The organism is Streptomyces filipinensis, assembly GCF_014649495.1.
Classification (GTDB): domain Bacteria; phylum Actinomycetota; class Actinomycetes; order Streptomycetales; family Streptomycetaceae; genus Streptomyces; species Streptomyces filipinensis.
Genome location: NZ_BMTD01000006.1, coordinates 93,813 through 120,024, shown reverse-complemented (window position 1 = coordinate 120,024; position 26,212 = coordinate 93,813). Strand labels below are relative to the sequence as shown.

20 protein-coding genes and 1 pseudogene are annotated in these 26,212 nt (G+C 73.2%); 14 read left to right on the top strand and 7 right to left on the bottom strand.

Annotated features, from left to right (window positions below):
- Window positions 1-86: 86 nt before the first annotated feature.
- The 3 genes from IE244_RS15950 to IE244_RS15940 all read right to left on the bottom strand — a co-directional run bounded on the left by IE244_RS15950 (window position 87) and on the right by IE244_RS15940 (window position 3,667).
- Complete coding sequence (locus tag IE244_RS15950) at window positions 87-2,318, bottom strand: molybdopterin oxidoreductase family protein (protein WP_191874191.1); 2,232 nt, start codon at window positions 2,316-2,318, stop codon at window positions 87-89.
- Between the two features lie 121 nt (window positions 2,319-2,439).
- The gene (locus IE244_RS15945) at window positions 2,440-3,057 is read right to left on the bottom strand and encodes a TetR/AcrR family transcriptional regulator (RefSeq protein WP_191874190.1); all 618 of its coding nucleotides are present in this window, start codon (window positions 3,055-3,057) and stop codon (window positions 2,440-2,442) included.
- A 64-nt stretch (window positions 3,058-3,121) separates the two neighbouring features.
- A complete protein-coding gene (locus IE244_RS15940) occupies window positions 3,122-3,667 on the bottom strand; it encodes a hypothetical protein (protein ID WP_191874189.1) in 546 nt (181 codons plus the stop codon).
- A gap of 163 nt (window positions 3,668-3,830) precedes the next feature.
- On the opposite strand from IE244_RS15940, the gene hmgA reads away from it, so the two are divergent.
- The 5 genes and pseudogenes from hmgA to IE244_RS15915 all read left to right on the top strand — a co-directional run bounded on the left by hmgA (window position 3,831) and on the right by IE244_RS15915 (window position 9,085).
- Window positions 3,831-5,141 carry a homogentisate 1,2-dioxygenase gene (hmgA, locus tag IE244_RS15935; protein ID WP_191874188.1) on the top strand — a complete coding sequence of 437 codons (1,311 nt, stop codon included), beginning with the start codon at window positions 3,831-3,833 and terminating at the stop codon, window positions 5,139-5,141.
- 48 nt (window positions 5,142-5,189) lie between these two features.
- Window positions 5,190-5,936 (top strand): GntR family transcriptional regulator, encoded by a 747-nt coding sequence (locus IE244_RS15930; protein ID WP_191874187.1) that lies wholly within the window; start codon window positions 5,190-5,192, stop codon window positions 5,934-5,936.
- A 72-nt stretch (window positions 5,937-6,008) separates the two neighbouring features.
- Window positions 6,009-7,163, top strand: coding sequence for a type ISP restriction/modification enzyme (locus IE244_RS15925; RefSeq protein WP_191874186.1), 1,155 nt, complete (start codon window positions 6,009-6,011; stop codon window positions 7,161-7,163).
- 45 nt (window positions 7,164-7,208) lie between these two features.
- A pseudogene (locus tag IE244_RS15920) lies at window positions 7,209-7,819 on the top strand (ABC transporter permease); the annotation flags it as partial.
- Between the two features lie 57 nt (window positions 7,820-7,876).
- Window positions 7,877-9,085, top strand: coding sequence for a CaiB/BaiF CoA transferase family protein (locus tag IE244_RS15915; protein WP_191874399.1), 1,209 nt, complete (start codon window positions 7,877-7,879; stop codon window positions 9,083-9,085).
- Window positions 9,086-9,132: 47 nt separating this feature from the next.
- Here IE244_RS15915 and IE244_RS15910 read toward each other — a convergent pair whose 3' ends face one another.
- The 3 genes from IE244_RS15910 to IE244_RS15900 form a co-directional block, all read right to left on the bottom strand.
- Window positions 9,133-9,402 (bottom strand): hypothetical protein, encoded by a 270-nt coding sequence (locus tag IE244_RS15910; protein ID WP_031162291.1) that lies wholly within the window; start codon window positions 9,400-9,402, stop codon window positions 9,133-9,135.
- Window positions 9,403-9,528: 126 nt separating this feature from the next.
- Window positions 9,529-10,344, bottom strand: coding sequence for an anti-sigma factor (locus IE244_RS15905; RefSeq protein ID WP_191874185.1), 816 nt, complete (start codon window positions 10,342-10,344; stop codon window positions 9,529-9,531).
- On the bottom strand, window positions 10,341-10,883 hold the full coding sequence (locus IE244_RS15900; protein WP_191874184.1) for a sigma-70 family RNA polymerase sigma factor: 543 nt from the start codon (window positions 10,881-10,883) through the stop codon (window positions 10,341-10,343). Before IE244_RS15900 ends, IE244_RS15905 begins: the two co-directional genes overlap by 4 nt.
- Before the next feature lie 210 nt (window positions 10,884-11,093).
- On the opposite strand from IE244_RS15900, the gene IE244_RS15895 reads away from it, so the two are divergent.
- The 4 genes from IE244_RS15895 (at window position 11,094) to IE244_RS15880 (ending at window position 17,747) form a co-directional block, all read left to right on the top strand.
- Window positions 11,094-12,638 carry a DUF4331 domain-containing protein gene (locus IE244_RS15895; RefSeq protein ID WP_191874183.1) on the top strand — a complete coding sequence of 515 codons (1,545 nt, stop codon included), beginning with the start codon at window positions 11,094-11,096 and terminating at the stop codon, window positions 12,636-12,638.
- Window positions 12,639-12,735: 97 nt separating this feature from the next.
- Window positions 12,736-14,496, top strand: a complete 1,761-nt coding sequence (locus IE244_RS15890; RefSeq protein ID WP_229854147.1) for a tetratricopeptide repeat protein — start codon at window positions 12,736-12,738, stop codon at window positions 14,494-14,496.
- 29 nt (window positions 14,497-14,525) lie between these two features.
- Window positions 14,526-16,076, top strand: coding sequence for a HoxN/HupN/NixA family nickel/cobalt transporter (locus IE244_RS15885; protein WP_191874397.1), 1,551 nt, complete (start codon window positions 14,526-14,528; stop codon window positions 16,074-16,076).
- Window positions 16,077-16,118: 42 nt separating this feature from the next.
- Complete coding sequence (locus IE244_RS15880) at window positions 16,119-17,747, top strand: serine/threonine-protein kinase (RefSeq protein WP_191874182.1); 1,629 nt, start codon at window positions 16,119-16,121, stop codon at window positions 17,745-17,747.
- A gap of 18 nt (window positions 17,748-17,765) precedes the next feature.
- On the opposite strand, the gene IE244_RS15875 is transcribed toward IE244_RS15880, so the two are convergent.
- Window positions 17,766-18,572 carry an SGNH/GDSL hydrolase family protein gene (locus IE244_RS15875; protein WP_191874181.1) on the bottom strand — a complete coding sequence of 269 codons (807 nt, stop codon included), beginning with the start codon at window positions 18,570-18,572 and terminating at the stop codon, window positions 17,766-17,768.
- Between the two features lie 375 nt (window positions 18,573-18,947).
- On the opposite strand from IE244_RS15875, the gene IE244_RS15870 reads away from it, so the two are divergent.
- The 5 genes from IE244_RS15870 (at window position 18,948) to IE244_RS15850 (ending at window position 26,206) form a co-directional block, all read left to right on the top strand.
- Window positions 18,948-19,238: a hypothetical protein gene (locus tag IE244_RS15870; protein WP_229854146.1), complete on the top strand. Its 291-nt coding sequence runs from the start codon at window positions 18,948-18,950 to the stop codon at window positions 19,236-19,238.
- Window positions 19,239-19,635: 397 nt separating this feature from the next.
- Window positions 19,636-20,457, top strand: coding sequence for a glycosyltransferase family 2 protein (locus IE244_RS15865; RefSeq protein ID WP_191874180.1), 822 nt, complete (start codon window positions 19,636-19,638; stop codon window positions 20,455-20,457).
- Window positions 20,454-21,542, top strand: a complete 1,089-nt coding sequence (locus IE244_RS15860; RefSeq protein ID WP_191874179.1) for a glycosyltransferase family 2 protein — start codon at window positions 20,454-20,456, stop codon at window positions 21,540-21,542. The genes IE244_RS15865 and IE244_RS15860 overlap by 4 nt, the downstream gene beginning before the upstream one ends.
- Window positions 21,535-22,335, top strand: coding sequence for a polysaccharide deacetylase family protein (locus IE244_RS15855; protein WP_191874178.1), 801 nt, complete (start codon window positions 21,535-21,537; stop codon window positions 22,333-22,335). The genes IE244_RS15860 and IE244_RS15855 overlap by 8 nt, the downstream gene beginning before the upstream one ends.
- Window positions 22,328-26,206 carry a polysaccharide biosynthesis C-terminal domain-containing protein gene (locus IE244_RS15850; RefSeq protein WP_191874177.1) on the top strand — a complete coding sequence of 1,293 codons (3,879 nt, stop codon included), beginning with the start codon at window positions 22,328-22,330 and terminating at the stop codon, window positions 26,204-26,206. Before IE244_RS15855 ends, IE244_RS15850 begins: the two co-directional genes overlap by 8 nt.
- Window positions 26,207-26,212: the final 6 nt, after the last annotated feature.

The following is a 26,212-nucleotide window of genomic DNA, read 5'->3' as shown; positions in this document are numbered from 1 at the left end:
CCGGCGACCGCAGCGCCACACCCTAGGTCGCGTCGGCTGGCGTCAAGAAGATGACGACGTGTGAGCAATGAGCACGAAAGTCCAGGTCACAGACTTGCGGCGAGCTGGACGGGAACGCCGTTGAGGACCGCGTTGCCCGAGAGCGGGTCGAGCAGGCTGCCGTCGAGGAGCTGGTTGACGTTGACGCCGGGGGCGGTGCTCGCGTGACCGAGACGGGTTCCGGGGCGGTCGTGGCCCCAGCCGTGCGGCAGACTCACCACGCCGGGCCGCACGGCGTCGGTGACCTCGGCGGGCGCCACCACCTCTCCCCCGGCTCCCTTGACGCGTACGTCCGCCCCGTCCCGGACCCCGAGCCGGGCCGCGTCCACGGGGTGGATGTGCAGGGTGCAGCGGTTGGAGCCGCCGGTCAGCGCGGGCACGTTGTGCATCCAGCTGTTGTTGGAGCGCAGGTGGCGGCGGCCGACGAGGACGAGCTCCGCGGGGCGTTCGCGCAGGGCCTCACCCAGCCGGGGAAGGTCGGCGGCGATCGGCGCGGGCAGCAGCTCGACCTTGCCGCTGCGGGTCTTCAGCGGCTGGGGCAGGCGCGGGCGCAGCGGGCCGAGGTCGATGCCGTGCGGGTGGGCGAGCAGCCGGGCCAGGCTCAGGCCCTCGGGGCGGGCGCCGAAGCCGTCCCCGTACGGGCCGAGGCGCAGCATCATGTCCAGCCGCCGCTCGGGCCCGCTCTCGCCGGTGAGCTGCCCGGCGAGTTCGCGCGGGTCGCGGCCGTGCACCGGGGAGTGCGGCTCGGTCACGGCCTTGCCGAGGGTCTGGTCGATCACCAGGGCGTCGACGGCGGCCGGGTCGGCGCCGTGCATGCCGGTGGCCGCGAGGACCAGCCGGGCGAGGATCTCGCTCTCGGCCATGCGGCCCGGCTCCAGCGGGACGGCGGGGCGGGTGTAGCGGACCTGGTTGCGCACGGCGAGGGTGTTGAAGGCGAAGTCGTGGTGCGGGCTCTGGGAGGGCGGGGGCGGCGGCAGGACGACATCGGCGTGGCGCGAGGTCTCGTTGAGGTACGGGTCGACGCTGACCATGAAGTCCAGGGAGCCCAGGGCCTTGTCGAGGCGGTTGCCGTCGGGCGCGGACAGCACCGGGTTGGCGGCCACGACGATCAGCGCGCGGATCGGTTCGCCCTCTCCGGTGGCGGTGTCGATCTCCTCGGCGAGCGCGGAGAGCGGCAACTCGCCCTTGGCCTCCGCGAGTCGCCGTACCCGGGAGTGCCAGCGGCCCAGCGCGAAGCCGCGGCCGGGCCCCGCCGGGCGGGGTGTCCGGTCGGTGGCGGCCTGCGGGAAGAGGGCGCCGCCGGGCCGGTCCAGGTTGCCGGTGAGGATGTTGAGGACGTCCACCAGCCAGCTGGCCAGGGTGCCGTGCGCGACGGTGCAGCTGCCGATGCGGGCGTAGACGGCGGCGGTGGGGGCGGCGGCGAGTTCGCGGGCGAGGGTGCGGATGACGTCGGCGTCCAGGTCACAGGCCTCGGCGACGGCTTCCGGGGTGAACTCCCCCATGGCCACGCGAAGTTCGTCGAGGTCCTGGACGTGCGGGGCGAGGTGGGCGAGGTCGGCCAGGTCCTCCGCGAAGAGGGTGTGGACCATCGCCGCGAGCAGCAGGGCGTCGGTGCCGGGGCGGATCGCCAGGTGCCGGTCCGCGAGCTTGGCAGTGCGGGTGCGTCGCGGGTCCACCACGGTCAGGTGTCCGCCGCGGGCCTTGAGCGCCCTGAGCCTGCCGGGGAAGTCGGGGGCGGTGCACAGACTGCCGTTGGACTCCAGGGGGTTGGCGCCGATGAGGAGCAGATGGCTGGTGTGGTCCAGGTCCGGCACCGGGATGGCGTTCGCGTCACCGAAGAGCAGGCCGCTGGAGACGTGCTTGGGCATCTGGTCGACCGTGGAGGCGGTGAACAGGCTGCGGGTGCGCAGTCCGGCGAGCAGGACCGGCGGGTAGAGGGCGCCGGCCACGGTGTGCACGTTGGGGTTGCCGAGGACCACGCCGACGGAGTCGGAGCCGTGCTCCTCCACGACCGGGCGCAGGCCGGCGGCGACCGCGTCGAAGGCCTCCGCCCAGGTGGCCTCGCGCAGCTCGCCGTCCCGGCGGACGAGCGGGGTGCGCAGCCGGTCGGGGTCGGAGTCGACGGCCCCGAAGGAGGCGCCCTTGGGGCAGATGAAGCCCTTGCTGAAGACGTCCTCGCGGTCACCGCGGGCGCCGGTGACACGGGTGCCCTCGATGGTGAGGGTCAGGCCGCAGGTGGCCTCGCACAGGGGGCATATGCGCAGGGCGGTGCGGGACACGGGTCCTCCCGGGGGTCGGCGGCGGTGCCGGGCGTGCGCGAACGGCTCGGGGCGAGCATACCGACCGGTACGCACGAAGGGGAGGTGTCTCGTGTGAAGGGGGGACGACGACTGCCGAAGGTCAGTCCAGCACGCGCGCCAGATACGCCCGCAGCAGTTCCCGTGTCTCCGCGATGATCGCCTCGTCCCCTTCCGGGTCGGCGCGGAAGGCCAGCTGGACGAGGGCGTCCGCGCTCTCCACGGCGACCAGGAAGACCCGGCCCAGCGCCTCGTCGGGGGTACGGTCCAGATAGCCGGAGAGCAGCTTGGTGAGCCGGTCGGCGACGCGGGTGTTGGGCTCGCACCGGCGGGCGCCGACCGGTATCTGGTTGCCGAAGTCGACCAGCGAGAACCCGGGCGCGGTGCGTTTCATGGCCAGGTACTCGTCGAGGACCGCGTCCATCGCGGCCCGCCAGTCGCCCTGCTGCGCCTTCTTCAGCCGCTCGGTGACGCGCTCGGTGTACCACTCCAGGTTGCGCTGGGCGAGGGCGTCGGCCATCTGCCGTTTGTTGCCGAAGAAGCGGTAGACCGAACCGATGGGCACCCCGGCGCGCAGGGCGACCGCGCGGGTGCTCAGGTCGTCGTAGCCGACCTCGTCGAGGAGTTCGGCGCAGGCGTCGAGGATCCTGGTCAGCCGTTCGGCGCTGCGCCGCTGGACGGGCGCGCGGCGGAGCGTTGTCGCATGGGGCACGGGCTTCATGATGCCTCTCCGCCGCGGTCCGGTGAACCTCGCCCTCCCGTACGGACGCGGGTGGCCGGTGCACTCATTTTCCGGCGGGCGGGGCCGACGGCTGGGCCGTCGCCGTCTCCACGTCCGAGACCGTTATGTCGGCGGTGCTCTGCACCGGCTTGCCGTGTACGGCCCACACGGTGCCGTCGTCGGCGTACAGGCGCGCGGTGACGTGGTGGGTGCCGTGCGGGACGAGCCGGCCGGCCAGCTGGTACCGGGGGGAGCGCAGCCGGGTGACCCGGTGGCCGTCGACGAAGAGGTACGCGAGCCCGCGCCCGGTGACCGCCGCCGGCCCGGCGCCGGACGCGGAGCAGCGGAAGCGGTGGAAGGCCAGCCGGACGTCCCAGCCGCCGCCGGAGTGCGGGGTCACCTCGACACCGACCTCCGGCGCGCTCTTCGGGTCGACCTCGCGCAGATGCCGGCCCGTGTCGTCGGTGTCGTCCAGGATCTGGCCGACGGGGGAGGTCGTGACGGTGCCGGCTTGGGCGTGACCGGTCGTACAGCCCGCCGCGCCGAGCGGCAGCAGGACGCACGCCGTGAGCGCGGCGAGCGTCCTGCGGGTCCATGACGTACTTGGCATGTCCGCGAGAGTAGAGCAACGCTCCGGTCCGCCGAATCCGTCTGAAGTCGGGTTCCGCCCGTCCCGCGACGTCCCTCCGAGGTCGTACCCGGCGCCCTCTTGCGCCCACCCCCACTCATTCCTACGGTGTTCCATAGGAATCGGGAAGCGCAAGGGAGCGATCATGAGCGGGGACGCGCGGAAGACCGCCGCGGGACTGTCGTATCTGACCGGGTTCGGCAACGAGCACGCCTCGGAGGCGGTGCCGGGCGCCCTGCCCGAGGGCCGCAACTCGCCCCAGCGGGCACCGCTCGGGCTGTACGCGGAGCAGCTGAGCGGTACGGCGTTCACCGAGCCGCGGGCGCACAACCGCCGCTCCTGGCTGTACCGCATCCGCCCGTCGGCCGCGCACCCGGCGTTCACCCGCACCGACAACGGCGCGATCCGCACGGCCCCCTTCACCGAGGCCGTGCCCGACCCCAACCGGCTGCGATGGAACCCGCTGCCCGAGCCCGGGGCGGGCACCGACTTCCTGGCCGGCCTCTGGACGCTCGGCGGCAACGGGGACGCGACCCAGCGCGCCGGGATGGCCGTGCACCTGTACCACGCCAACACCTCGATGGAGCGCGTCTTCTCCGACGCCGACGGCGAGCTGCTGATCGTGCCGGAGCGCGGCGGGCTGCTGCTGCACACCGAGTTCGGCCGGCTGGCCGTGGAGCCCGCACATGTGGCGCTGATCCCGCGTGGGGTGCGCTTTCGTGTGGAGCTGCTGGACGAGTCCGCCCGCGGTTATGTGTGCGAGAACTACGGGGCGCCCTTCCGGCTGCCCGACCTCGGCCCGATCGGCGCCAACGGCCTCGCCAACAGCCGGGATTTCCGGGCGCCGGTCGCCGCGTACGAGGACGTGACCGGCCCGGTGGAGGTCGTGAACAAGTTCTGCGGCAACCTCTGGACGGCCACCTACGACCACTCCCCGCTCGATGTGGTCGCCTGGCACGGCAACTATGTGCCGTACGTCTATGACCTTCGCCGTTTCAATGTGATCGGCACCATCTCCTACGACCACCCCGACCCCTCCATCTTCACGGTGCTGACCTCACCCTCGGACACCCCCGGCCTGGCCGGCGTCGACTTCGTCGTCTTCGCGCCGCGCTGGCTGGTGGGCGAGGACACCTTCCGGCCGCCGTACTTCCACCGGAACGTGATGAGCGAGTACATGGGCCTGATCGAGGGGGCCTACGACGCCAAGGCGGAGGGCTTCGTGCCGGGCGGCGGCTCGCTGCACAACATGATGTCGGCGCACGGCCCGGACCGGGAGACGTTCGACAGGGCGAGCGCGGCCGAGCTGAAGCCGCAGAAGATCGACGACGGGCTGGCGTTCATGTTCGAGACCCGCTGGCCGGTGACGCTCGCCCCGCACGCGGCCGCCGCCGACCACCTCCAGCGGCGCTACGACGAGGTGTGGCAGGGGCTGGAGCGCCATTTCCGCGGGTGACGCCGCCGCTGTTGCGCCGCACGTTCATCGACAGGTACGGATAGCCGCGTGACCTCCTTCGCTCCGGATTCGATCGTCCTGAACCGCAAGCTGCCGCTGTGGTACCAGGTGTCGCAGTCGCTGCGCGCCTCGATACTCGGCCGCTCCCCCGAGGACCCGCTGCGGCTGCCCACGGAGGAGCAGCTGGCGGAGCACTACGGCGTGAGCGTGCTGACCATGCGGCAGGCGCTGAAGGAGCTGGAGGACGAGGGGCTGATCAGCCGGCACCGGCGGCGCGGCACGTTCATCGAGCCGGACGCCCGGCGGGGGGCACCGGTCCGCCTGCTCGGCTCGGTGGACGCCATCGTGGCCCAGCAGTCCGGGATGACCACGGAACTGCTGGACCACGGCCCGGTGCCCGTGCCGGTCCATCTCGCCGAGTACTTCCCCGACCTCCCGGAGGTGGCGGCCTACCACCGCCTCCGCTGCGACGAGAAGACCGGCGAGCCGACCAACCACGCCGTCAACCACATCCGCCCCGACCTCGCCGCGCGCATCGACCTGGACGACCTGATCCGCTGGCCGATGACCAAGGTGCTGCGGGACGTCGTGAAGGCGGACATCAGCCGGATCACGGACACCGTGCAGGCCCGGCTCGCCGACCCGGAGACCGCCCGGCTCCTCCAGGTGCCGCTGCTCAGCCCGATCCTGCACTACACGGGCGTGACGTACGACAGCGGCGGGCGGGTGCTGGACGTGGCGGTGATCCAGTACCGGGGGGATCGGTTCTCGTTCACCGTCACGCTGGAGGCGTGAGCGCGCCGGGGTGCCGCTCCGTGCCGCGGGGCGGCCGCGGGCCCCTTCGGGGGCTCGGCCCGCTGTCGTAGCATGCCCTGCGTGACGCACGACGACGCTCCGCTGCTGGCGGACCTCATGCCGTGGTCCGTCGCACCGCTGCGGCCGGGCCGCGCCTGGCCGACGGCACCCGACGCCGGCTCGCTGCGGGCCCGCTGGGACGCCCTGCTCAAGGCCGAGGGCCCCGTGCGGCAGGCCCTGTTCGAGCCGACCCGCTCCCGCACCCTCGACTCGGCGGTGGGCCAACTGCCCGGCCGGTCCACCGGCACCGAGCGGCTGGCCCGCGCCACGGGCCCCTGCGCGGAGCCGGCCCGCGTCCTGGCGGCGCCCTTCGACGAGCAGTGGCTGATCCCGGACCAGCGGCTGATCGACACCGCCCGCCCGGAGCTGTGGCGGGTGGCGGACGCGCACCAGGTCTTCACGGTGGAGACCGGCGACGCGGAGACCCCGCTGCTGGCCACCTCGCTCCTGCCCACGCTGCGCCCCGGCCGCGTCCGCCCCCTGCACCGCCGCCCCGGCGGCACCGAACCGAACCTGGCCCCCGGCCTCCTGGACCACCTCTCCGCCCGCCTGTCCGACCGCCCCACGGCGCCGGACGTGCTGGCCTGGATCCTGGCGACGATCCGCCCGGACCTCACCGTGCCGCTCACCGACGACACCCGACTGTGGCGTACGGGCGTCGAGTTGGGCCGCCGCATGCTGTGGCTGATGCGCCGGGACGGCGCACGCCCCAAGCTGCCGGGGGGCCGCCGCCCCTACGTCCGCGCACCGCTGCCGGCCCGGCCGCTGACCCTGCACTACGACGGGGACGAGGAGACCCTCCACCTGGACGAGGGCCGCATCTCCCCCGTCCCGCGGCAGGCCTGGGACTACGAGGTGGCCGGAGTCAGGGTCCTGGAGTCCTGGTTCACGTCCCGCACCACCCCGGCCGCGCCGGGCACCCTCAGCGCGATCCGCCCGGCGACCTGGCCGCAGGCCTGGACGTCGGAGCTCCTGGAACTGATCACGGTCCTGGCCCTGCTGGCGGAGCTGCGGCCGCAGCGGGCCGGCTTGAAGGCGACCTCCGCGATCACGGCGGGCGATCTGAGCGAGGCCGGCGTTCTCCCGGTCCCCGGCCAGGCCCGCCGTCCGGCCTCGGTCCTGGACCACCACGAGGAGGGCCCGGAGGGCCAGTTCGCGCTGATCTAGCGGCGCTCCAGGGCGGCCTCCCAGGCCTCCGGAGCCTGATCCCGGCCCGGCCGTGAGTACCGGTCCTTCCTGGTGCCGGGGCTGCTGGTGGCGACCGCGGCCCGCGGCCTGGTGACCGGCATGTTCCAGGCCGCCGCGGACACCCACCGAGGCGTGAGGGACCGGTTCCGCACGCTGCCGGTGAGCCGGGCCGCCGTACCGCTGGGGCAGGCGGTCGCCGACCTCGTCGTCACGGCCCCCGGTACCGTGCCGCTGCTGCTGGCCGGGCTCGCCGTGGGGTGGCGGATCAGGGGGTCGGCGATCGACGCGGCCGGCGCTGTGGGGCTGCTGCCGCTCTTCCGGTTCGCATGCACGTGTGCCGGGATCTTCCTCGGGCTGCTCACCCGCAGCGAGGACGCGGCCGGGCAGCTCGGCGCCTCCTCCTTCGTCCTGCCCCCGCTGTCCAACGCCTGCCGGGCCGGCTGCGCACGCTCGCCGAGTGGAACCCGGTCAGCGCGGTGACGACCCCGCTGCGGGACCTCTTCGGCAACGCGCCCGTCCCAGCGGACTCCGCCTGGCCGGTGGCCCACCCGGTAGCCGGGTCGCTCGCCTGGAGCCTCGCCCTGACCGCGGTGTTCCTGCCCCTCGCCGTACGCCGGTACGCACACGGGGAACGCTGCGGCAGCACGGCCGGGCTGCTGACAAACACGCCGGTCGCGGGCCATGATCCGGTCATGGAACAGCCCACGGATCAGCAGCCCCTGCCCCTCGCGGGCATCACCGTCGTCGCCGTCGAACAGGCCGTGTCAGCGCCTTTCGCGACCCGGCAGCTCGCCGACCTGGGTGCCCGGGTCATCAAGGTGGAACGGGTCGACGGCGGCGACTTCGCACGCGGCTACGACGCCGCGGCCCGCGGTCTGGCCTCGCACTTCGTGTGGTGCAACCGCGGCAAGGAGTCGCTGGCTCTGGACCTGAAGGACCCCCGCGGCCTGGACGTCGTACGGCGGCTGATCGCGGACGCCGACGTGTTCGTGCAGAACCTCGCCCACGGCGCCGCGGCCCGGCTCGGTCTGGACGCGGCCACGCTGTGCGCGGCGCATCCCCGGCTGATCGCCGTGGACATCTCCGGGTACGGGTCCTTCGGGCCGTACGCGGACAAGCGGGCGTACGACATGCTCGTGCAGTGCGAGGCGGGGCTCGTGTCGGTGACCGGGACGCCGGAGCAGCCGGTGAAGGCGGGGGTGCCGGCGGCGGACATCGCGGCGGCCATGTACGCGTTCTCGGGTGTCCTCGCGGCTCTTGTGCGGCGCGGGACGACCGGGCGCGGCGGTCCGGTGGAGGTGTCGATGCTGGAGGCGCTCGCGGAGTGGCTGGGGCATCCGCTGCACCATGCGATGCACGGGGGTGAGCCCCCGGCGCGTACCGGCCTCGCGCACGCCGTCATCGCGCCCTACGACGCCTATCCGACGGCGGACGGCGGACGGGTGCTGCTGTCCGTGCAGAACGACCGTGAGTGGCGGCGCCTGGCCGAACAGGTCATAGGACGGCCGGAACTCGGGAGGGATCCGGCCTACGCGACGAACGCGGCACGGGTCGCGCACCGGAGGAAGACGGACGAGCTGGTGGCGCGCGCACTCGGCGCGCTGGACGCCGAGGAGGCGCTGGCCCGGCTGGAGAAGGCGGGCATCGCGTGTGCCCGGTTGCGGGACCTGCACGAACTGGCCGGGCATCCGCAGCTGGCGGCCCGGGAGCGGTGGCGTGAGGTGGGGTCGCCGGTCGGGCCGTTGAAGGCGCTCCTGCCTCCCATCACGCTGCCGGGCGGGGACGAGGCGCGGATGGGTGATGTGCCCGCGCTCGGGCAGCACACCGAGGCGCTGCTGCATGCCGTGGGGATGACGGACGACGAGATCGCAGCGATGCGCCGGGACGGTGTGGCGGCCTGAGCGCCGACACCCCTGCGAGCGGACTTCGGGGGCGGCTCAGCAGCCGCTCAGTGTCCGCCGAACAGCGAGCGACGCAGCCTGCGCAGCGGCGCGAACAGGGAGACGCGGCTGACCCGCTTGCCCCGGTCACTGCGCTGGTGTGCCCTGTCACGCGCCGTCAGTTCGAGCATCAGCGAGGTCGCCTCGACCGTCTCCCGCTGCGGTATGGCGGGACCCGCCAGTACCGACAGATGGCGGTCGAGGCGCGAACTGGTCGCGCTGCTCCCGCAGGTGATCGCAGGGACCCTCGCCCTGCTGCGCACTGTTATCTGTTCCATGTCACTCCCCACCCGTACGAGTCCACCCGGCCCGGGCAGGGTAACCCTATCGCCCCAGGGGGGCACGCGTGTATCTCGGCCACAGGATTCACCTTCCCTGTAAGGCGGTTGACCATCCCTCACTGACTACTCTCCGAATCCGACCGAATTCAGGGAGAGTTGGACAACGGGCTGGCTGGTCGGCTGGGCTGAGCCGCCGCCAGGCTCGATGGTTACGGCGAGTGACGACGACGACGTGGCGAGGCCCTTGGCGACGAGGGGCGTGTCGCCCGCGAGGAGCCCGAGGGAGCGCGGCCCCGCGCCGGGGCGCACGAGCCAGAGCTGGTGGACGCGGCCGCCGGGCGGGGTGCCGTATCCGCTGAGGGTGACGACGGCCTCCCGCTCCGATGCGGAAGCGATCACTCCGATACCGCGGCCCCGAGCGTCCTTGCTGGTCGTCGCCCGGGCGTCGGGCGCGGCCAGAACGTGGGCGATCTCACGTGCCCGGGACCGCTCCGCGGTCAGCCGGTCCTGGGTGCGGTGCGCCTGCACGGCGAAGAGGGAGGCGACGACGAGGGCCGCCGCCGCGGTGGCCGTGGCGAACGGCACGAACAGGGAGCGCGTGCGGGGCGTACGGGTGCGTCCCGGAGGGGGCTGCGTGCCCCAGACGTGCGGAGGCAGTTGCGGCGTGCGCTCCCGGGCCGGGGCGGACCGCTCCTGCGGGGTGGTGCGTACGGCGGCGAGCACCCGCTCGCGCAGGGCGGCGGGCGCGGGGGCCGCCGTGGACCACGCCAGTCGTACGGCGTCCTCGGCGAGGTCCCGCACCTCCGCGGCACAACGGTCGCAGCCCTGCAGGTGTTTCGCGAACCTGCGCCGCTCGCCCGGCTCGAGGGCGTCGAGCGCGTAGGGCGCGGCGAGGGAGTGCGGGTCCTCCCGGCGCAGCAGCCGGCCGAGGATGCTCATGCGGCGCCTCCCAGGCACTCGCGGAGCCGCGTGAGCCCGTCGCGCATCCGCGTCTTGACCGTGCCGAGCGGCAGCGCGAGCCGCTCGGCCACCTCACGGTAGGTGTAGCCGTCGTAGTAGGCGAGGGTCACGGACTGGCGCTGCAGGTCCGTGAGCCGGCGCAGACAGCGGCGCACCCACTCGCGCTCCATGCCGGCCTCGACCTCCTCGGCGACCTGGTCGAAGGCGGGCTCCCCGGCCCGCAGGGCCTCCCGCTGCTCGCGTTCGCCGGCCGCGCGGGCGCTGCGCACCCGGTCGACGGCCCGGCGGTGGGCGAGGGTCAGGATCCAGGACAGCGCGCTGCCCCGGCCGGGGTCGTACCGGGCGGCCGAACGCCACATCTCCAGCAGCACCTCCTGGGCGACCTCCTCGGACTGGGCGGGGTCGCGCACCACCCGTCGCACGAGCCCGTACACCGGCCCGGACACCAGGGTGTACAGGTCCTCGAACGCCCGCTGGTCACCGCCCGCGACGAGCACCAGCAGCTCGTCCGCCCGCATGCGGGCCCCCTCTCCGTGGCCGCAACCGGCCCTTCCGTGCACTCCACGCATCCGCACGAACGCACACCTCCCGCGAGTGATACGGATCGGCGGGCCGAAAACGCGGGTCGGGAAGGGTCCAAAAGTTTTTCTCCGTCCGACCCATCCGATCGGGTCGTCGGCTCCGTATACCCGTCCGTCAAAGGCAAGTCGGCACTGAGGACGGACGGCATGACACCTCTCTTCTCCAGGAGCGGCACGGGACGCACCGGCCTGGTCACGCTCATCTGCGGTGCGCTGGCCGCCGGAGGGCTCACCGCCGCCGGCGCCGCCGCGCTGGCACCCGGGGAGGCCTCCGCCTCCTCCCACCGGGAGGCCCCGCTGATCTCGGGCACCCCGCAGTACGACAACACCGACCTGTACGCGTTCGTCAGCCCGGACAAGCCCGACACGACGACGATCGTGGCGAACTGGATCCCGTTCGAGGAGCCGGCGGGCGGTCCGAACTTCTACACGTTCGCCGACGACGCCCAGTACGACCTGCACATCGACAACAACGGTGACGCGCAGGACGACCTGGTGTTCCGCTACACCTTCACCACGCACACCAAGAACGGGAACACGTTCCTGTACAACACGGGCCCGGTCACCAACCTGGCGGATCCCGACCTCAACATCACGCAGACGTACGACATCGATCTGCTCCACCTCAAGCACGGGCACGCGGTGTCGAAGACGAAGGTCGCGGACGATGTGCCGGTGGCACCGTCGAACGTCGGCAAGGCGTCCATGCCGTACTACGGCAAGCTGCGTGACCAGGCCATCTACAAGGCCGCGGGCGGTGCCACGACCTTCGCCGGGCAGGCGGACGACCCGTTCTTCGCGGACCTGCGTGTCTTCGACCTGCTGTACGGCGGCAACCTGAGCGAGGTCGGCCGGGACACCCTGAAGGGCTACAACGTCAACACCATCGCCCTGCAGGTACCGAACGACCTGATCCGCGAGTCGGCGGGGCAGCCGGTCGTCGGCATCTGGTCCACCACCCAGCGCCGCAACGCGCAGGGCTACTACACGCAGGTCTCGCGCCTCGGCAACCCGCTGGTCAACGAGGTGGTCAACCCGCAGAAGGACAAGGACAGGTTCAACGCCTCCCAGCCCGCGTACGACGCCCAGTTCCTGAAGAACGTCACCAACCCCGAGCTGCCGAAGCTCATCGAGTCGATCTACAAGATCAAGGCGCCGGCCGAGCCGCGCAACGACCTGGTCGACGTCTTCCTGAAGGGCGTGAAGGGCCTGAACCAGCCGCCGAACGTGCGCCCCTCGGAGGAGCTGCGCCTGAACACCTCCGTCAAGCCGAGCATGCATCCCAAGCGGCTGGGCGTCCTGGACGGCGACAACGCGGGCTTCCCGAACGGGCGCCGGCTCACCGACGACGTGATCGACGAGGCGTTGCAGGTCGTCGAGGGTGAACTGGTCGGTTCCAAGAACGACCTGGGTGACGCGGTGGACAAGAACGACAAGGGCTTCGAGAAGTACTTCCCGTACGTCGCCGAGCCGACCTCCGGTTCGCGCGGCCCGCTCGCCAAGGGCACGACCGCGGGCACGGACGTGCGCAGCCAGCTCGGCGACGCCCTCCAGCCCGCCGATTCCGCCGGCGGCTCGGGTTCCGGCAACACGGTGCTGATCGCCGCGTCGGCGGCCTCGGGTGCCGCCGCGATCCTGCTGCTCGGCACGGCCATCGGATGGTGGCGCCGGCGCATCCGGCGCCCGTACTGACCCTCGCACCCCCTCAGACCGGCGCGGCCCGCATCCCCCTCCCCCACGGCGGGCCGCGCCCTCCCTCCGACCAGCACCAGGCGACCGAGGAGCGACCATGTCTCCGCGTACGAACGACGACGAGGCCGGCGAGCGGCAGGTGAACCCGCGGGAGGCGTCGGCCGCGGCGCGCCCCGCCGCAGGAGGCGCCCCGTCCGGGACGGGCGCCGACGGCGCCGGGCCCGCTTCGGCGGGCTCCCCGGCCGCCGGTCTCGAACGCACGCCTCCAGGTCCGGAGGAGCCCTCGGCCGGCGCCGCCGCGCCCGCGGCGCCCGGCTCCGAAACGCCCCCGGCCGACGACGGCGAGCACGCGGCACCCCGCGCGGAGCACACCTCCGCCTCCCCCCGCGAAGAACCCCCGGCCCACGCCGCCGGGTCCGGCTCCCACGAGCCCCCGGCCGACGGCGGCGCCGCGCCCGCGGCGCCCGGCTCCGGGGTGGCCCCGGCCGCCCGCCGCGACGAGCGCGTGGTCAGGCTCCGGCGGTTCGCCGCTGCCGGGCGGAGCTGGCGGGGCGTCCAACTGGCCGGCTGCGCCGCCCTGCTGGCGGTCGCGCTGACCGGAGGGGCGATCGCCATGGGGGCGGGCCCGGCGCCCGCCACCGTGCCGGCCGCCTCCACCGCCGTGGACCCCGGTGTCCTGGGCGGCGGGGACCTGGACGCGAGCATCACCGCTCTCCAGGCACATCTGCGCACCCAACCCCGGGACTTCGGCGGTTGGGCGACCCTGGGCCTGGCCTACGTCGAGCAGGCGCGGACCAAGGGCGACCCCTCCCGCTACCCGCAGGCCGACAAGGTACTGCGGCGCTCCCTCTCGCTGGCCCCGGACAACGACCAGGCGCTGGCCGGCCGCGCCGCGCTCGCCGCCGCCCGGCACGACTTCAAGGACGCCCTGACCTACGCGGACGAGGCGCTGCGGCAGAACCCTTACAGCGAGCGCGCACTGTCCTCCCGTATCGACGCCCTGGTGGAACTCGGCCGGTACACCGAGGCGGCGAAGGCGGCCGAGACCGCCGACGCCCGCAAGCCGGGCGTGCCCGTCTTCACGCGGTACGCGTACGTGCACGAGCTGCGCGGCGACGTGACGACGGCCCGCCGGGTGCTCGAACAGGCACTGGCCGGCGCCACTTCGAAGGGCGACGTCGCCTACGTGTCCGCCCAGCTCGGTCAACTCGCCTGGAACCAGGGCGACTACAAGACCGCCCTCGGCTGCTACGCCCGTGCCCTCGCCGCCGACGACACCTACCTCCCGGCGCTGGAGGGCCGGGCACGGGCGCAGGCGGCGAGCGGCGACCGCGCCGCGGCGGTCAAGGGGATGGAGACGGTGGTGTCCCGGTATCCGCTGCCGGGCCCGCTCGTCGAACTGGGCGAACTGTACGAGGCGCGCGGCGCGGCCGGCGACCGGGCCAGGGCACGGCGCCAGTACGCCCTCGTGGACACCTGGGTCGCGCTGGCCCGCGCCAACGGCGTCAACGCCGACCTCGACACCGCGCTGGCGGCCGCCGACCACGGCGACAAGGCGGCCGCCCTGCGCGCGGCCCGCGCCGAATGGTCCCGCCGCCGCACCGTACACACCGCGGACGCCCTGGCCTGGGCGCTGCATGTGAACGGCCATGACGCAGAGGCCCTGCCGTACGCCCGCAGGGCCACCGCCACCGGCTACCGCAACGCCGCCTTCCTCTACCACCGCGGCATGATCGAGCTGGCCACGGGCCACCGCACGGCCGGCCGCGCCTCCCTCACCTCGGCCCTGCGCCTGAACTCCGGTTTCTCCCCGCTCGGCGCGGCCGAGGCCCGCAAGGCGCTGGAGGCCGCGCGGTGAAGCTCCGCCTCCCCTTCCTGCTCCTCGCCATGACCGCGCTCGCGCTGCTGCCGGCCGGCCCGGCGAGCGCGCACCCGCTCGGGAACTTCACCGTCAACCGCTACGACGGCCTCGTCGCCGCACCCGGGCAGCTCCGCGTGGACCATGTGGAGGACCTCGCCGAGATCCCGGCGACCCAGGCCGAGCCGGACATCGAGCGGCTGGGCATGACGCGGTGGGCCCGACAGCGTTGCACGCAGGCCGCTCGGGGCAGCGCGGTGACGGTGGGCGGGCACAGGGTCGCCCTCACGGCGCGGGACGGCAGGGCCCGCCTGCGCCCTGGCCAGGCCGGCCTCAACACCCTGCGGGTGGAGTGCCGTTGGACCGCTGCACTCCCGCGGACCGGCGCGCTCACCCTCGGCTTCCGCAGCGCGGTGAACTGGTCCGGCCCCGGCTGGCGGGAGATCACCGCGCGCGGCGACCGTATGACGCTCACCGCGACCGACGTACCGAAGACCTCGGTCTCGCACGAACTGACCACGTACCCGAAGGACCTGCTGTCCTCCCCGGCCGACACCACCACCGCCTCCGTGCGGCTGCGCTCCGGCGGCCCGGCCCTCGCCGAGGAGGCGCGGCAGGAGCCGGGTGCCGCCGTCCTGCCGCGGGGCGCCGACCGCTGGACCCGCGCGCTCGACGACCTCGTGGCCCGGCACGACCTCACCGTCGGCTTCGCCTCGCTCGCGCTGCTCGTCGCGGTCGTCCTCGGTGCGATGCACGCGCTCGCGCCGGGCCACGGCAAGACCCTGATGGCCGCCGCGGCGGCGGCGCGCGGTGGCCGGGCCCGCCTGCGCGACGTGCTGCCGCTGGCCGCGTCGGTCACGGTGACCCACACCCTGGGCGTGGTCGCGCTGGGCCTGCTCGTCACGGCCGGCTCGGCCGCCGGCCCGTCGGTGATCGCCTGGCTGGGCCTCGCGAGCGGCGCGCTGGTCCTGGCGGCAGGCGCCAACCTCGCACGGCGGGCCTGGCGCAACCGGGCCCACGGACACGCCCCTTCCCCCGCCCACGACCACCCCCACGAGCGCCCCCACACCCACGCGCACTCCGACGACAACTCCCACACCCATGACCACCCCCACTCCCACGAACACGCTCACTCCCACGACCACGACCGCTCCCACGAACACGACAGCTCCCACGAACACGCTCACCCCGTCGAGCACACCCACGGGGGCCACACCCATACCCACCCCACCGCCCCCACCCTCCGCGGCACGATCCTGCTCGGCTTCGCCGGAGGGCTGGTGCCCAGTCCGTCCGCCGTGGTGGTCCTCGTCGGTGCCGCCGCGCTCGGCAAGGCCTGGTTCGGGCTGTTGCTCGTCGTGGCCTACGGTGCCGGACTCGCGCTGACGCTCACGGCCGCCGGGTTCGCCGTGGTCCGGCTGGGCTCGGGGATGACCCGGGTGCTGGAGCGGCGCCCGAGCTGGACCGCCCACCCGGTGGCCACGCTGGTGCGCCGGTCCGTGCCGCTCGCGTCCGCGCTGGTCGTCCTGGCCCTGGGCGCCGGATTGGTGCTCAGGGGGGCCGCATCCGCGCTCGGCTGAGCTACTTTGGGGAGACGTCACGCGACTTGCCTGGGGGCGCCCGTGTCCGAAGAACCGGGCCGCGAACGTGTGATCGCGGGCCGCTACCGACTGCTGTCCCCGCTGGGCGAGGGCGGCATGGGCGCCGTGTGGCGCGCCCGGGACGAGTTACTGCACCGCGAGGTGGCCGTCAAGGAGGTACGGATCCCGGCCGGTCTGCCGGCGTCCGACGTGGAGCGGATGTACGCGCGCCTGGAGCGCGAGGCGTGGGCGGCGGCGCGGGTCGCCCACCGGAACGTGGTCACGGTGTACGACGTGACGCTGGAGGCCGGCCGGCCGTGGATCGTGATGGAGCTGGTGCGCGGGCTGTCGCTCGCCGACCAGCTGGAGGCGGACGGTCCGCTGTCGCCGCAGCGGGCCGCGCACATCGGCGCCGAGGTGCTGGCCGCGCTGCGCGCCGCACACGCCGCCGGGGTGCTGCACCGGGATGTGAAGCCCGCCAATGTGCTGCTCGCGAACGACGGCCGGGTGGTGCTGACCGACTTCGGGATCGCCTCGGTCGAGGGCAGCTCGGCGCTGACCATGACCGGCGAGGTGGTCGGCTCCCCCGAATTCCTCGCCCCGGAGCGGGCGTTGGGGCGGACACCGGGGCCGGAGTCGGACCTGTGGTCGCTGGGGGTGCTGCTGTACGCGACCGTGGAAGGCGTCTCGCCGTTCCGGTACGACACCCCGATCAGCACCCTGCGGGCCGTGGTGGACGAGGAGTTGCCGCCGCCGCGCCGGGCCGGGCCGCTCGCCCCGGTCGTCGAGGGGCTGCTGCGCAAGGACCCCGCCGAGCGGCTGGACGCCGAGCGGGCGGAACACGAGCTGCTGGTCGTCGCGGCCGGGGGTGCCCCCGCGCAGGGCCGCACGCCGCGGACGGCGCCGCTGCCGGTGCCGCCGTACCCCGACCCGGCGGACGCGGGCCGGGCGCGTCAGCCGTCCCCGCAGTCCCCCACTCCGCCGGCGCAGCTGCCCGGCGGCACGCCGCCCGAGGTGCCGGAACGCTCCCGGCGGGCCGGTGCGGTGCTGGTGGCGGGCGTCCTCGCGGTCGTGCTCGCGCTGGCGGGGCTGACGTACGCGCTGCTGCACCGGGGCGAGGGCGGCGGTCAGGGGAAGCAGGGCGGCGGCCGGGCGAGCGGGAGCGCGCACTCGCCGACCGCTCACCGCAGCACGGACTCGGACACCGGGACGCCGGCCCCGAGCGGCAGCACCGCGTCGAGCGCCCAGCCGGCGCAGTCCGTGCGCGTCACCCTGGCCGGCACGGACACGACGTACTCCGGGGGCTGTCCGCCGCCGGCCGCGCAGACGCCGGCCTTCACGGCGACGTTCACCGTGGGGCGGCTGCCCGCGCGGCTGGAGTACCGGTGGGTGACGACCCGCGGGTCGGTGTCGGATCCGGGGTGGCGGACGCTGTCCTTCCCGGCCGGCGGCGAGAAGACCCAGCAGGTGCGGGTGACGCTGACGGTGTACTCCGGTTCGGGGACGACCGAGGACCGGATGGGGGTGAAGGTGCGCGGTCCCGTGCAGACCACGTCGAACGCCGTCCCGTTCTCGGTGAGCTGTACGGCGACGCCGACGCAGACGGCGACGGAGACCCCGACGGGCGGGGCCTCCGCTTCGGCCTCGGGCTCACCGCAGGCTTCACCCTGAGGGGCGAGCCCGTTCGGATCACGCGTTGTTCGTGAACACCGGCAGATAGCCGCCGGACTGGCCGGCCGCGGTGGGGTGGTACGACTCGCCGATGTCGAGCCAGTTGACGCTGTGCAGCCAGGAGTCGCCGGAGCAGATCTCATGGCTGGAGAACGCGGAACGGATGTCGCCGAAGACGAAGCCGTGGGCCTGGGCGCGCTTCTGGATGGCGGCGTCGATGTAGTCGGCCGCGCCGTTGATCGCCGACCGCTTGGTGTCGGAGAGTCCGAGGCAGGTCTGGCCGAGCAGGTAGAAGCGGGGGTAGCTGAGCACGACCACCCGGGCGCCGGGGGCCTTGGCGCTGATCGCGTTGTAGACGGTGTCGAGCTTGCCGGGGAGCGTGGAGTCGACGTACGCCTTGGCGGTGGCGATCCGGGAGAGGCAGGCGCTGTCGGACTGGATCACACAGGTCGTCATGACGTCGGAGAAGCCGGCGTCGTTGCCGCCGATGGTGAGGGACACCAGCGAGGTGGAGGAGTTCAGCGAGCCGAGCTGGTTCGCGAGGACGTCGTCGGTCGTGGCGCCCGAGCAGGCGTTGAAGGCGAACGAGGACGGGTTGTGCGCGGCGTTCCACAGATAGGGGTACGCCTTCGTGCTGCGGTCGCAGCTGCCGCTGGAGCTGATGTAGCTGCCGGCTCCGACTCCGGAGGAGTAGGAGTCGCCGAGTGCGACGTAACCACCGCTCGCGGCGGTCGAGGACGCCTGCGCCGAAGCGGCCCCGGTGAGACCGAGGCCGGCGGCGAGGAGGAGCGAGGTAACGAATCCGGTAAGTCGGGAACGTCTCATGGAACCTCCCTTTAGCAGGATCTCTGCCACAACTGTCGTAGCAACTACGCGTGTTGACGGGAAGTGTCCATGCCAAGACTATTCGGTTCTCAACAGGATCGACCCGAGACATTCACCGGTCATCTATTGCATGTGCATGCCAGATCTGTTGACGGTTCGACAATCGCCTTCTTGACGACCCCCCTCGGTCCGCGCCACAGTGAAGCCCGGCATCCGGCGCGTCGGGGGGCAAAGTCGCCAATGCAGACCTTAGGGATCAAGTCACCTTCATCAGACGGCGCCACCGAACACTCCGGCGCAGCGCGGACCGGGTCGGGGAGGGCCCTGTCACCGCTGCTCGGAGGGGCGGCGACCGCCATCGGGGGCGTCGGCGCGGTGCTCGCGCTCGTCGACTCCCCCTCGGTACTGCGGGGCCCGTGCGCCCTGTTCTTCCTGCTCGCGGCGCCGGCCGTGGCACTCGCCACGGTCCTGCGCGGGCTGGATCGGTTCGGCCGGACGCTCTGCGCGCTTGCGGGCTCGGTCGTCCTCAACATGCTGGTTGCCCAAGGCATGCTCGCGGTCCACCACTGGTCGGTACGCGGCGGGGTGGTCACCGTGACCGTGCTGAGCGTGCCGCTTCCGCTCGCGGTCCTGCTTCGGGAACGCATTTCCGGAAAACGCACATGAAACCGAACAACACCGGCCAAGGCTGTGTAACGGCCAAACCAACAAAAACGTGAGGGAGCCCTTCAGGGGTTGCCTTTCGGGTTCAATCGTCAATACCGTCGTACATCTCACCCGCACCGGCACGTCGGCACACGGCTCCAGGGGAGGGCTCAGGGCCGCGGCGTCACCGGCGCGGGGCGCGGTAGGGGGGTGCCGTGCTCGGTGACCGCACCAGTGACCGAGTCGTGCCGCGCGACCGGCTGCCGTTCTTCTCCGGCGGACCGGCCAGCTTTGCCAGCTCATCGGCGTGCACGGAGATCAGTTCGCCGCGCCGAAGATGAGTACCCCCCTTTCGAACCGGACACAGAGCCGGGCTGCCCGGGGGCGGGCGGTCCACCGGACGAGAGGGAAAAGACCCATGAGTTCTGTTCTGCGGCCGCCGAGTTCCGGGCGCGATCCTTCGATCGCCGCGCACTACCGGCCGATCTCCTCCCACCTGGCGATCACTCCGCCGGTGAGCGTGGTGATTCCCGCCATGAACGAGGCGGAGAATCTGCCCTACGTCTTCAAGACGCTTCCGGACTGGATACACGAGGTCGTCCTGGTGGACGGCAACTCCACCGACGACACCGTCGACGTGGCCCGTTCCCTGTGGCCGGACGTCAAGGTCGTCGAACAGCACGGCAGGGGCAAGGGGGATGCCCTGATCACCGGGTTCGAGGCGTGCAGCGGCGACATCATCGTGATGGTCGACGCGGACGGCTCGGCCGACGGCGGAGAGATCGTCAGTTACGTCTCCGCGCTGGTCTCCGGCGCCGACTTCGCCAAGGGCTCACGCTTCGCCAACGGCGGCGGCACCGACGACATGACCTTCATCCGCAAGCTCGGCAACTGGGCGCTGTGCACGGTCGTCAACCGCAAGTTCGGCGCCCGCTACACCGATCTGTGCTACGGCTACAACGCGTTCTGGCGGCACTGCCTCGACAAGATCGACCTCGACTGCACCGGCTTCGAGGTCGAGACGCTGATGAACATCAGAGTGGTCAAGGCCGGCCTGAAGGTGCAGGAGATCCCGAGCCACGAGTACCTGCGCATCCACGGCACCAGCAACCTGCGGGCCGTGCGCGACGGCATCCGGGTGCTGAAGGTCATCCTCAAGGAGCGCTCCAACCGGCGCGAACTGCGCCGCCAGGAACACCACTCGCCGATGCTCGACACGGTACCGGGAGAGGTGTCTTGACAGATCCCGGCATCTCCGTCGTGATCTGCGTGTACACCGAGGACCGCTGGGAGGACATCCTCGCGGCGGTCTCCTCGGTGCGCGCGCAGTCGTACCCGGCCCTGGAGACACTCCTGGTCGTGGACCACAACCCGGCCCTGAAGGACCGGCTGGCCCGCGCGTACGAGGACACTGAGGACGTCCGGGTCCTGCCCAACGCGGGCCCGCGCGGACTGTCCGCCGGCCGCAACACCGGCATCGCCGCCTCCCACGGCGAGGTGATCGCCTTCCTCGACGACGACGCCGTGGCCGAGCGGGACTGGCTGCGCCGCTTCGCCGAGGGGTACGCCGACCCGCGCGTGATGGCGGTCGGCGGCCGTACGGAACCGGTCTGGGCGTCGGGCCGGCGGCCTGCCTGGTTCCCGGAGGAGTTCGACTGGGTGATCGGCTGCACCTACAAGGGACTGCCACCGGGCCGGGTGCGGGTGCGCAACGTGCTCGGCGGAAACGCCTCCTTCCGGCGTACGGCCTTCGAGGCGGCGGGCGGCTTCGCCACCGGCATCGGCCGCGACGGCGACCGCCGCCCACTGGGCTGCGAGGAGACGGAACTGTGCATCCGTCTCACCCGCGCCCGCCCCGACGCCGTCCTCCTCATCGACGACCGCGCGGTGATCCACCACCGGGTGCCCGCACCCCGCGAGCACTTCGCCTACTTCCGCACCCGCACCTACGCCGAGGGGCTGTCCAAGGCGCTGGTCGCCCGCAGCGTCGGCGCCGGCGAGGGGCTGCGGTCCGAACGCCGGTACACCACCCGGGTACTGCCCGCAGGGGTCGCTCGTGGCCTGCGGGACGCCCTGCTGGCCCGGCCGGGCGGCGCCGGACGCGCGGGCGCCATCGTCGCGGGGGTGCTCAGCGCCGCCGGCGGCTACGCGCTGGGGACCCTGCGGGCGCGCCGGAACGGTACGGCCTTCTCACCGGTGCCGGTCCCCGAGGGCGGCGAACCGATCCGGCGCAGCACCGAACCGGAACCCGGTGCGGCCGCGCCGGCCCACGCCGAACGCGCCCGCGGCGGCGGAGAGCCGGCCCGGGGAGGCGGCCATGGCTGACACCCCCGTGCCCATCCTCATGTACCACTCCGTCGCCACCGCTCCCAACGACGCCACCCGCGCCCTGTCGGTCGCGCCCGAGGCGTTCGCCGAGCAGATGGCGCTGATCGGCGACCTGGGCCTGACCCCGGTCACCACCGCCGGCCTCGCGGCCCGCTGGCGCTCCGGACGCCCGCTGCCCGCGCGGCCGGTGCTGATCACCTTCGACGACGGCTACGAGGGCGTGCACCGGCACGCGCTGCCCGTCCTGTCCAGACACGGCTTCCCGGCCACGCTGTTCGTGTCCACCGGCTGGCTCAGGGGCGCCCACGACACCGGGGGCGGCCTGGACACCATGCTCGACTGGCCGCAGGTGCGGGACCTGGCCGCCGCCGGCGTCGAGATCGGCGGGCACAGCCACAGCCACCCGCAGCTCGACCAGCTCGACGACGCCCCGCTGCGCACCGAGCTGAGCCGCTGCACGGAGATCGTCGCGGACGAACTCGGCACGCGCCCGGTGTCGTTCGCCTACCCGTACGGCTACTCCAGCCGCCGGGTCCGCGAGGCCGTGCGCGCGGACGGGTACACGCAGGCGCTCGCCGTCGGCAACGCCCTCGCCCGCCGCCGTCAGGGGCCGTACGCGCTCCAGCGGGTCACGGTCCGGCGCGGCACCGGCGTGGAGGAGTTCGAGCGACTGCTCCAGGGCCGCGCCATCGCCCGCACCTTCGCCAGGGACCGTGCCCTCACCAAGGGGTACGCCCTCGTCCGCAGATCCCGCCAGGTCCGCCGGAAGGCCATCCGTTCCCGTGTCTGACACGACCACCACGACCGAGGCCGCGACGACCGGCGCCGAGCCGCCCGCGAAGTCCGGGCGCCGCCTGAGGCTGCCCGGTACGGGCCGGTCCCCCGGCGGCAGCCCGCTGTTCCGCAACGCCTACGCGCTGATGCTCAACACCGGCATCTCCGCCGTGCTCGGCCTCGGCTTCTGGCTGGCCGCGGCCCGCTACTACTCCGAGGACGCGGTCGGACAGGGCTCGGCCGCCATCGCCGCGATGAAGTTCCTCGCCGGACTGACCGCGGTGACCCTGACCGGCGCCCTGGCCCGCTTCATCCCGGTCGCCGGGGCACGCACCGGCAACCTGGTCTTCCGCACCTACGCGGGCAGTTCGCTGCTGGTGGCACTCGCGGGGGGCGTCTTCCTGCTGACCCTGGACACCTGGGGGCCGTCGTACCGGTTCCTGCACGGGACGGTCAACGGGCTCGGCTTCATCATGGCCGTCGTCGCCTGGAACGTGCTCACCCTGCAGGACGGCGTGCTGACCGGGCTGCGCAGCGCCACCTGGGTGCCGGTCGGCAACACCGTGTTCTCGGCCGTGAAGCTGGCCCTGCTGGTCGCCTTCGCCGCGGCCCTCCCGACCTCCGGTGTCTTCGTCTCCTGGGTGGCCGCGATCGCCACCTCGGTGGTGCCGTTGGGCTGGCTGGTGTTCCGCCGGCTGGCGCCCCGGCACGTCAAGGCGACCGAGGGCCACACCGAGCCGCCGACGCTGAAGCAGGTCGGCAGGTTCCTGGCGGGGGACTACACCGGCTCGCTGTTCTCGCTCGCCGTGATCTACCTCGTGCCCGTGCTCGTCGCCGCGCAGGTCAGCTCGGCGGAGAACGCCTACTTCTACATCGCCACCACCATCGGCGGCACCACCGACCTGCTCGCCATCAACATGGGCGCGTCCCTCACGGTCGAGGGCTCGCACGACCCGGCGCGGCTGGCCGCCAACACCCGGGCCGCGCTGCAGCGGATGGCCCGGATCATGCTGCCGATCGCGGCCCTGTGGATCATCGGCGCGCCCTGGATCCTCGGGGTGTTCGGCCAGGGCTACGCGCAGGCGGCGACCCCGCTGCTGCGCTGGCTCGCCGTGGGCTCGGTGCTGCGGGTCGTGATCGAGACGTACTTCGCGGTGCTGCGCGCGCGCAGCCGCACCGCCGGACTCGCCTGGCTGCAGGGCCTGTTGTGCCTGCTCGTGCTGGGCCTGACCCTGCTGCTCCTGCCCCGGATGGGGCTGACCGGCGCGGGCGTCGCCGAAGCCGCCAGCCTCGCGGTGATCGCGGCGATCGCCGCGCCGAGGCTCTGGAGGACGATCCGGACCGCGGCCGACGCCGTGCCCGACACCGCGGCCCCCGACGGCGATCTCGCCGACCTGGGGGCGCCCGAGGTCCTCCCGTCCGCGCCGGCGCGCCGGCGCAGCCCGGCCTGGGCGCTGGACTCCGACACCCTGGCCCTCGGCATCCACGTCGACTTCGACCATGTGGAACGCCGTCCGGACGTCCGCCCGGGGCCCGGCACCCCGCCCGCGGGTACGCCGGTGCCTCCGGGCGGGGTGCCGGCGGGGCTTCCCGTGGGGCTCCGGGCCGGACTTCCGGTGGGGCTTCCGGTGGAGGAGAGAGAGCCCGGCAGCGAGGCCTCGCTCGGCCCGGCCGAGGCCGAGCTGCTGCGGGAGGCGGAGGCGGCCCAGGTGGACGCCCCGTTCACCGAGGAGGAACGGCGGGCGACCTTCGACAAGCCCGGCCGGACCGCCCCGGACACCGCCGCCCCGGACGCCGCCGTACCGGACGAGACCGCGTTCGAGGAGCCCGTGCCCGACGAACCGCCGGCGCCCGTGCCGCTCCGGCAGCGGCTGCTGCCCACCCGCCCCGGCGTCGTCCTCGGCTGTCTGCTGATCGCCGCGCTGCTGCTGTACTGGGTGCCCGCGCTGCGGCTCGGCGAGGCCGATCTGCACGGGATGGGCGGCCTCGGGCTGATCTCGGTGCTGCCGCTGCCGACCCTCGTCGGAGCGGCCCTGCTGGTCGTCGTCTTCTCCGCGCTGCTCTGGCTGCGCCGCGAGCACCGGGCACTGCTGCTGGTCACGCTGGTGGCGACCGTGGTGTCGCTGCACGCGCTGCCCGCCGTGATCGAGACCGAGCCGCGGTTCCCGACCGCCTGGCAGCACCTCGGGTTCCTCGACTACATCGACCGCACCGGGTCCGCCGTACCGGACCTGGACGCCCGCTGGAGCTGGCCTGGCTTCTTCGCGGTGGCCGCGTTCGTCGGCAGGGCCTGCGGGGTCACCGACTTCACCGAGGTCATCCGCTGGTGGCCGACCGCCGTCCAGCTCGCCTATCTGGCCCCGATGTTCCTGCTCACCCGGTCACTGCGGGCGAGCTGGCGGGCGAAGTGGACCGGCGTGTGGCTGTTCGTGCTGTGCGGCTGGGTCGGCCAGGACTACTTCTCCCCGCAGGGCTTCACCTATCTGCTGTATCTGATGTTCGTGGCGATCCTGCTGGTCTGGTTCCGCCCGCCGCGCGTGATCTGGACGGGGTTCCGCCCGGGCGAGGCGGAGGTGGAGCCGGTGGACCGGCGCGGGCGGGCGGTCCTGCTCCTGGTGCTGATCGGTCTGTACGCGGCGAGCGTCCCCGCGCACCAGCTCACGCCGTTCGTCATGCTCGGTGTGCTCGCGGCCCTCGTCCTGCTCGGCCGGTCGGAACTGCGCGGCCTGCCGCTGCTGTTCGCGGTGCTGGTCGCGGTGTGGGTCGGCTTCATGGCCGAGCCGTACTGGTCAGGACACTTCAACGACCTGTTCGGCGGCGTCGGCGGGGTCGGCAGCAATGTCTCGACCTCTGTCTCCGGCCGGATCCAGGGCGGCAGTTCCACCCACAAGCTGGTGCTGTACACCCGGGTGCTGCTGGCGGGCTCGGTGCTGGCGTTCGCCTGCTGGGGCTGGTGGCGCCGCCGCTTCCACCGCTACCGGGAACGCACCCTGCTGGTGCTCACCTTCGTGCCGTTCCTGGGCTTCGGCATGCAGTCGTACGGCGGTGAGATGGCGCTGCGCGTCTTCATGTTCGCGGTGCCGGGCGCGACCCTGCTCGGCGCCCTCGCCCTCTTCCCGCGCACCGGCGTCACCGCGAAGGAGCGCGAGAAGGACCGGGTCAGCCTCGCCCCGCTGGCCGCGCTGCTGGCCGGGCTGCTGCTGATGGGCGGCTTCCTCGTGGCCCGCTGGGGCAACGAGCCGTTCGAGCGGGTCCGGCCCGGCGAGGTCGCGGCCATGAACTGGGTGTACGCCCACGACAAGCCGACGCTGCGGCTGCTGTGGCTCACCCAGGACACGGTCAACGACGTGACGCCGGCGATGCCGTGGGGCGCGAAGGACATGGAGCGGGTGGACTATGTGCCGACGCTCGCACCGACCGACCCGGTGCTGGTGTCGGGCCTGGTCAAGGCGCTCAAGGACGCCGGTCCGAACTCGTATCTGATGGTCGACCGGAGTCAGGTGACCTATCTGCAGCTGGACGCGGGCTACTCCGCGACCTGGGAGCCCCGGCTGGTCGAGAACCTGGACGACCGGCAGGAGCTGACGAAGGTCCTGGTCAACGACGACGTCACGGTGTTCGCGCTGCGCAGGCAGCCGGCGGGCGCGGTGCCGAAGCCGCACCCGGGCCCGATCGGGCCGCAGGTGACCTGGACCGCGTGGTCGGTGGTCGGCGCGCTGGCCGCCGTCGTCCTGGTCCTGCTGCTGGCCGCACGGGAGGTCGTACGGGTCGCGGTCCGGCCGGGGGTGCGCCAACTGCGGGTGATGCAGGGCACGTTCTGGTTCTCGCTGCCGATGCTGGCGGTGGTGCTGGCCTCGCTGGTGCAGCGGTTCCTGACCATGAAGTGAGGGTGG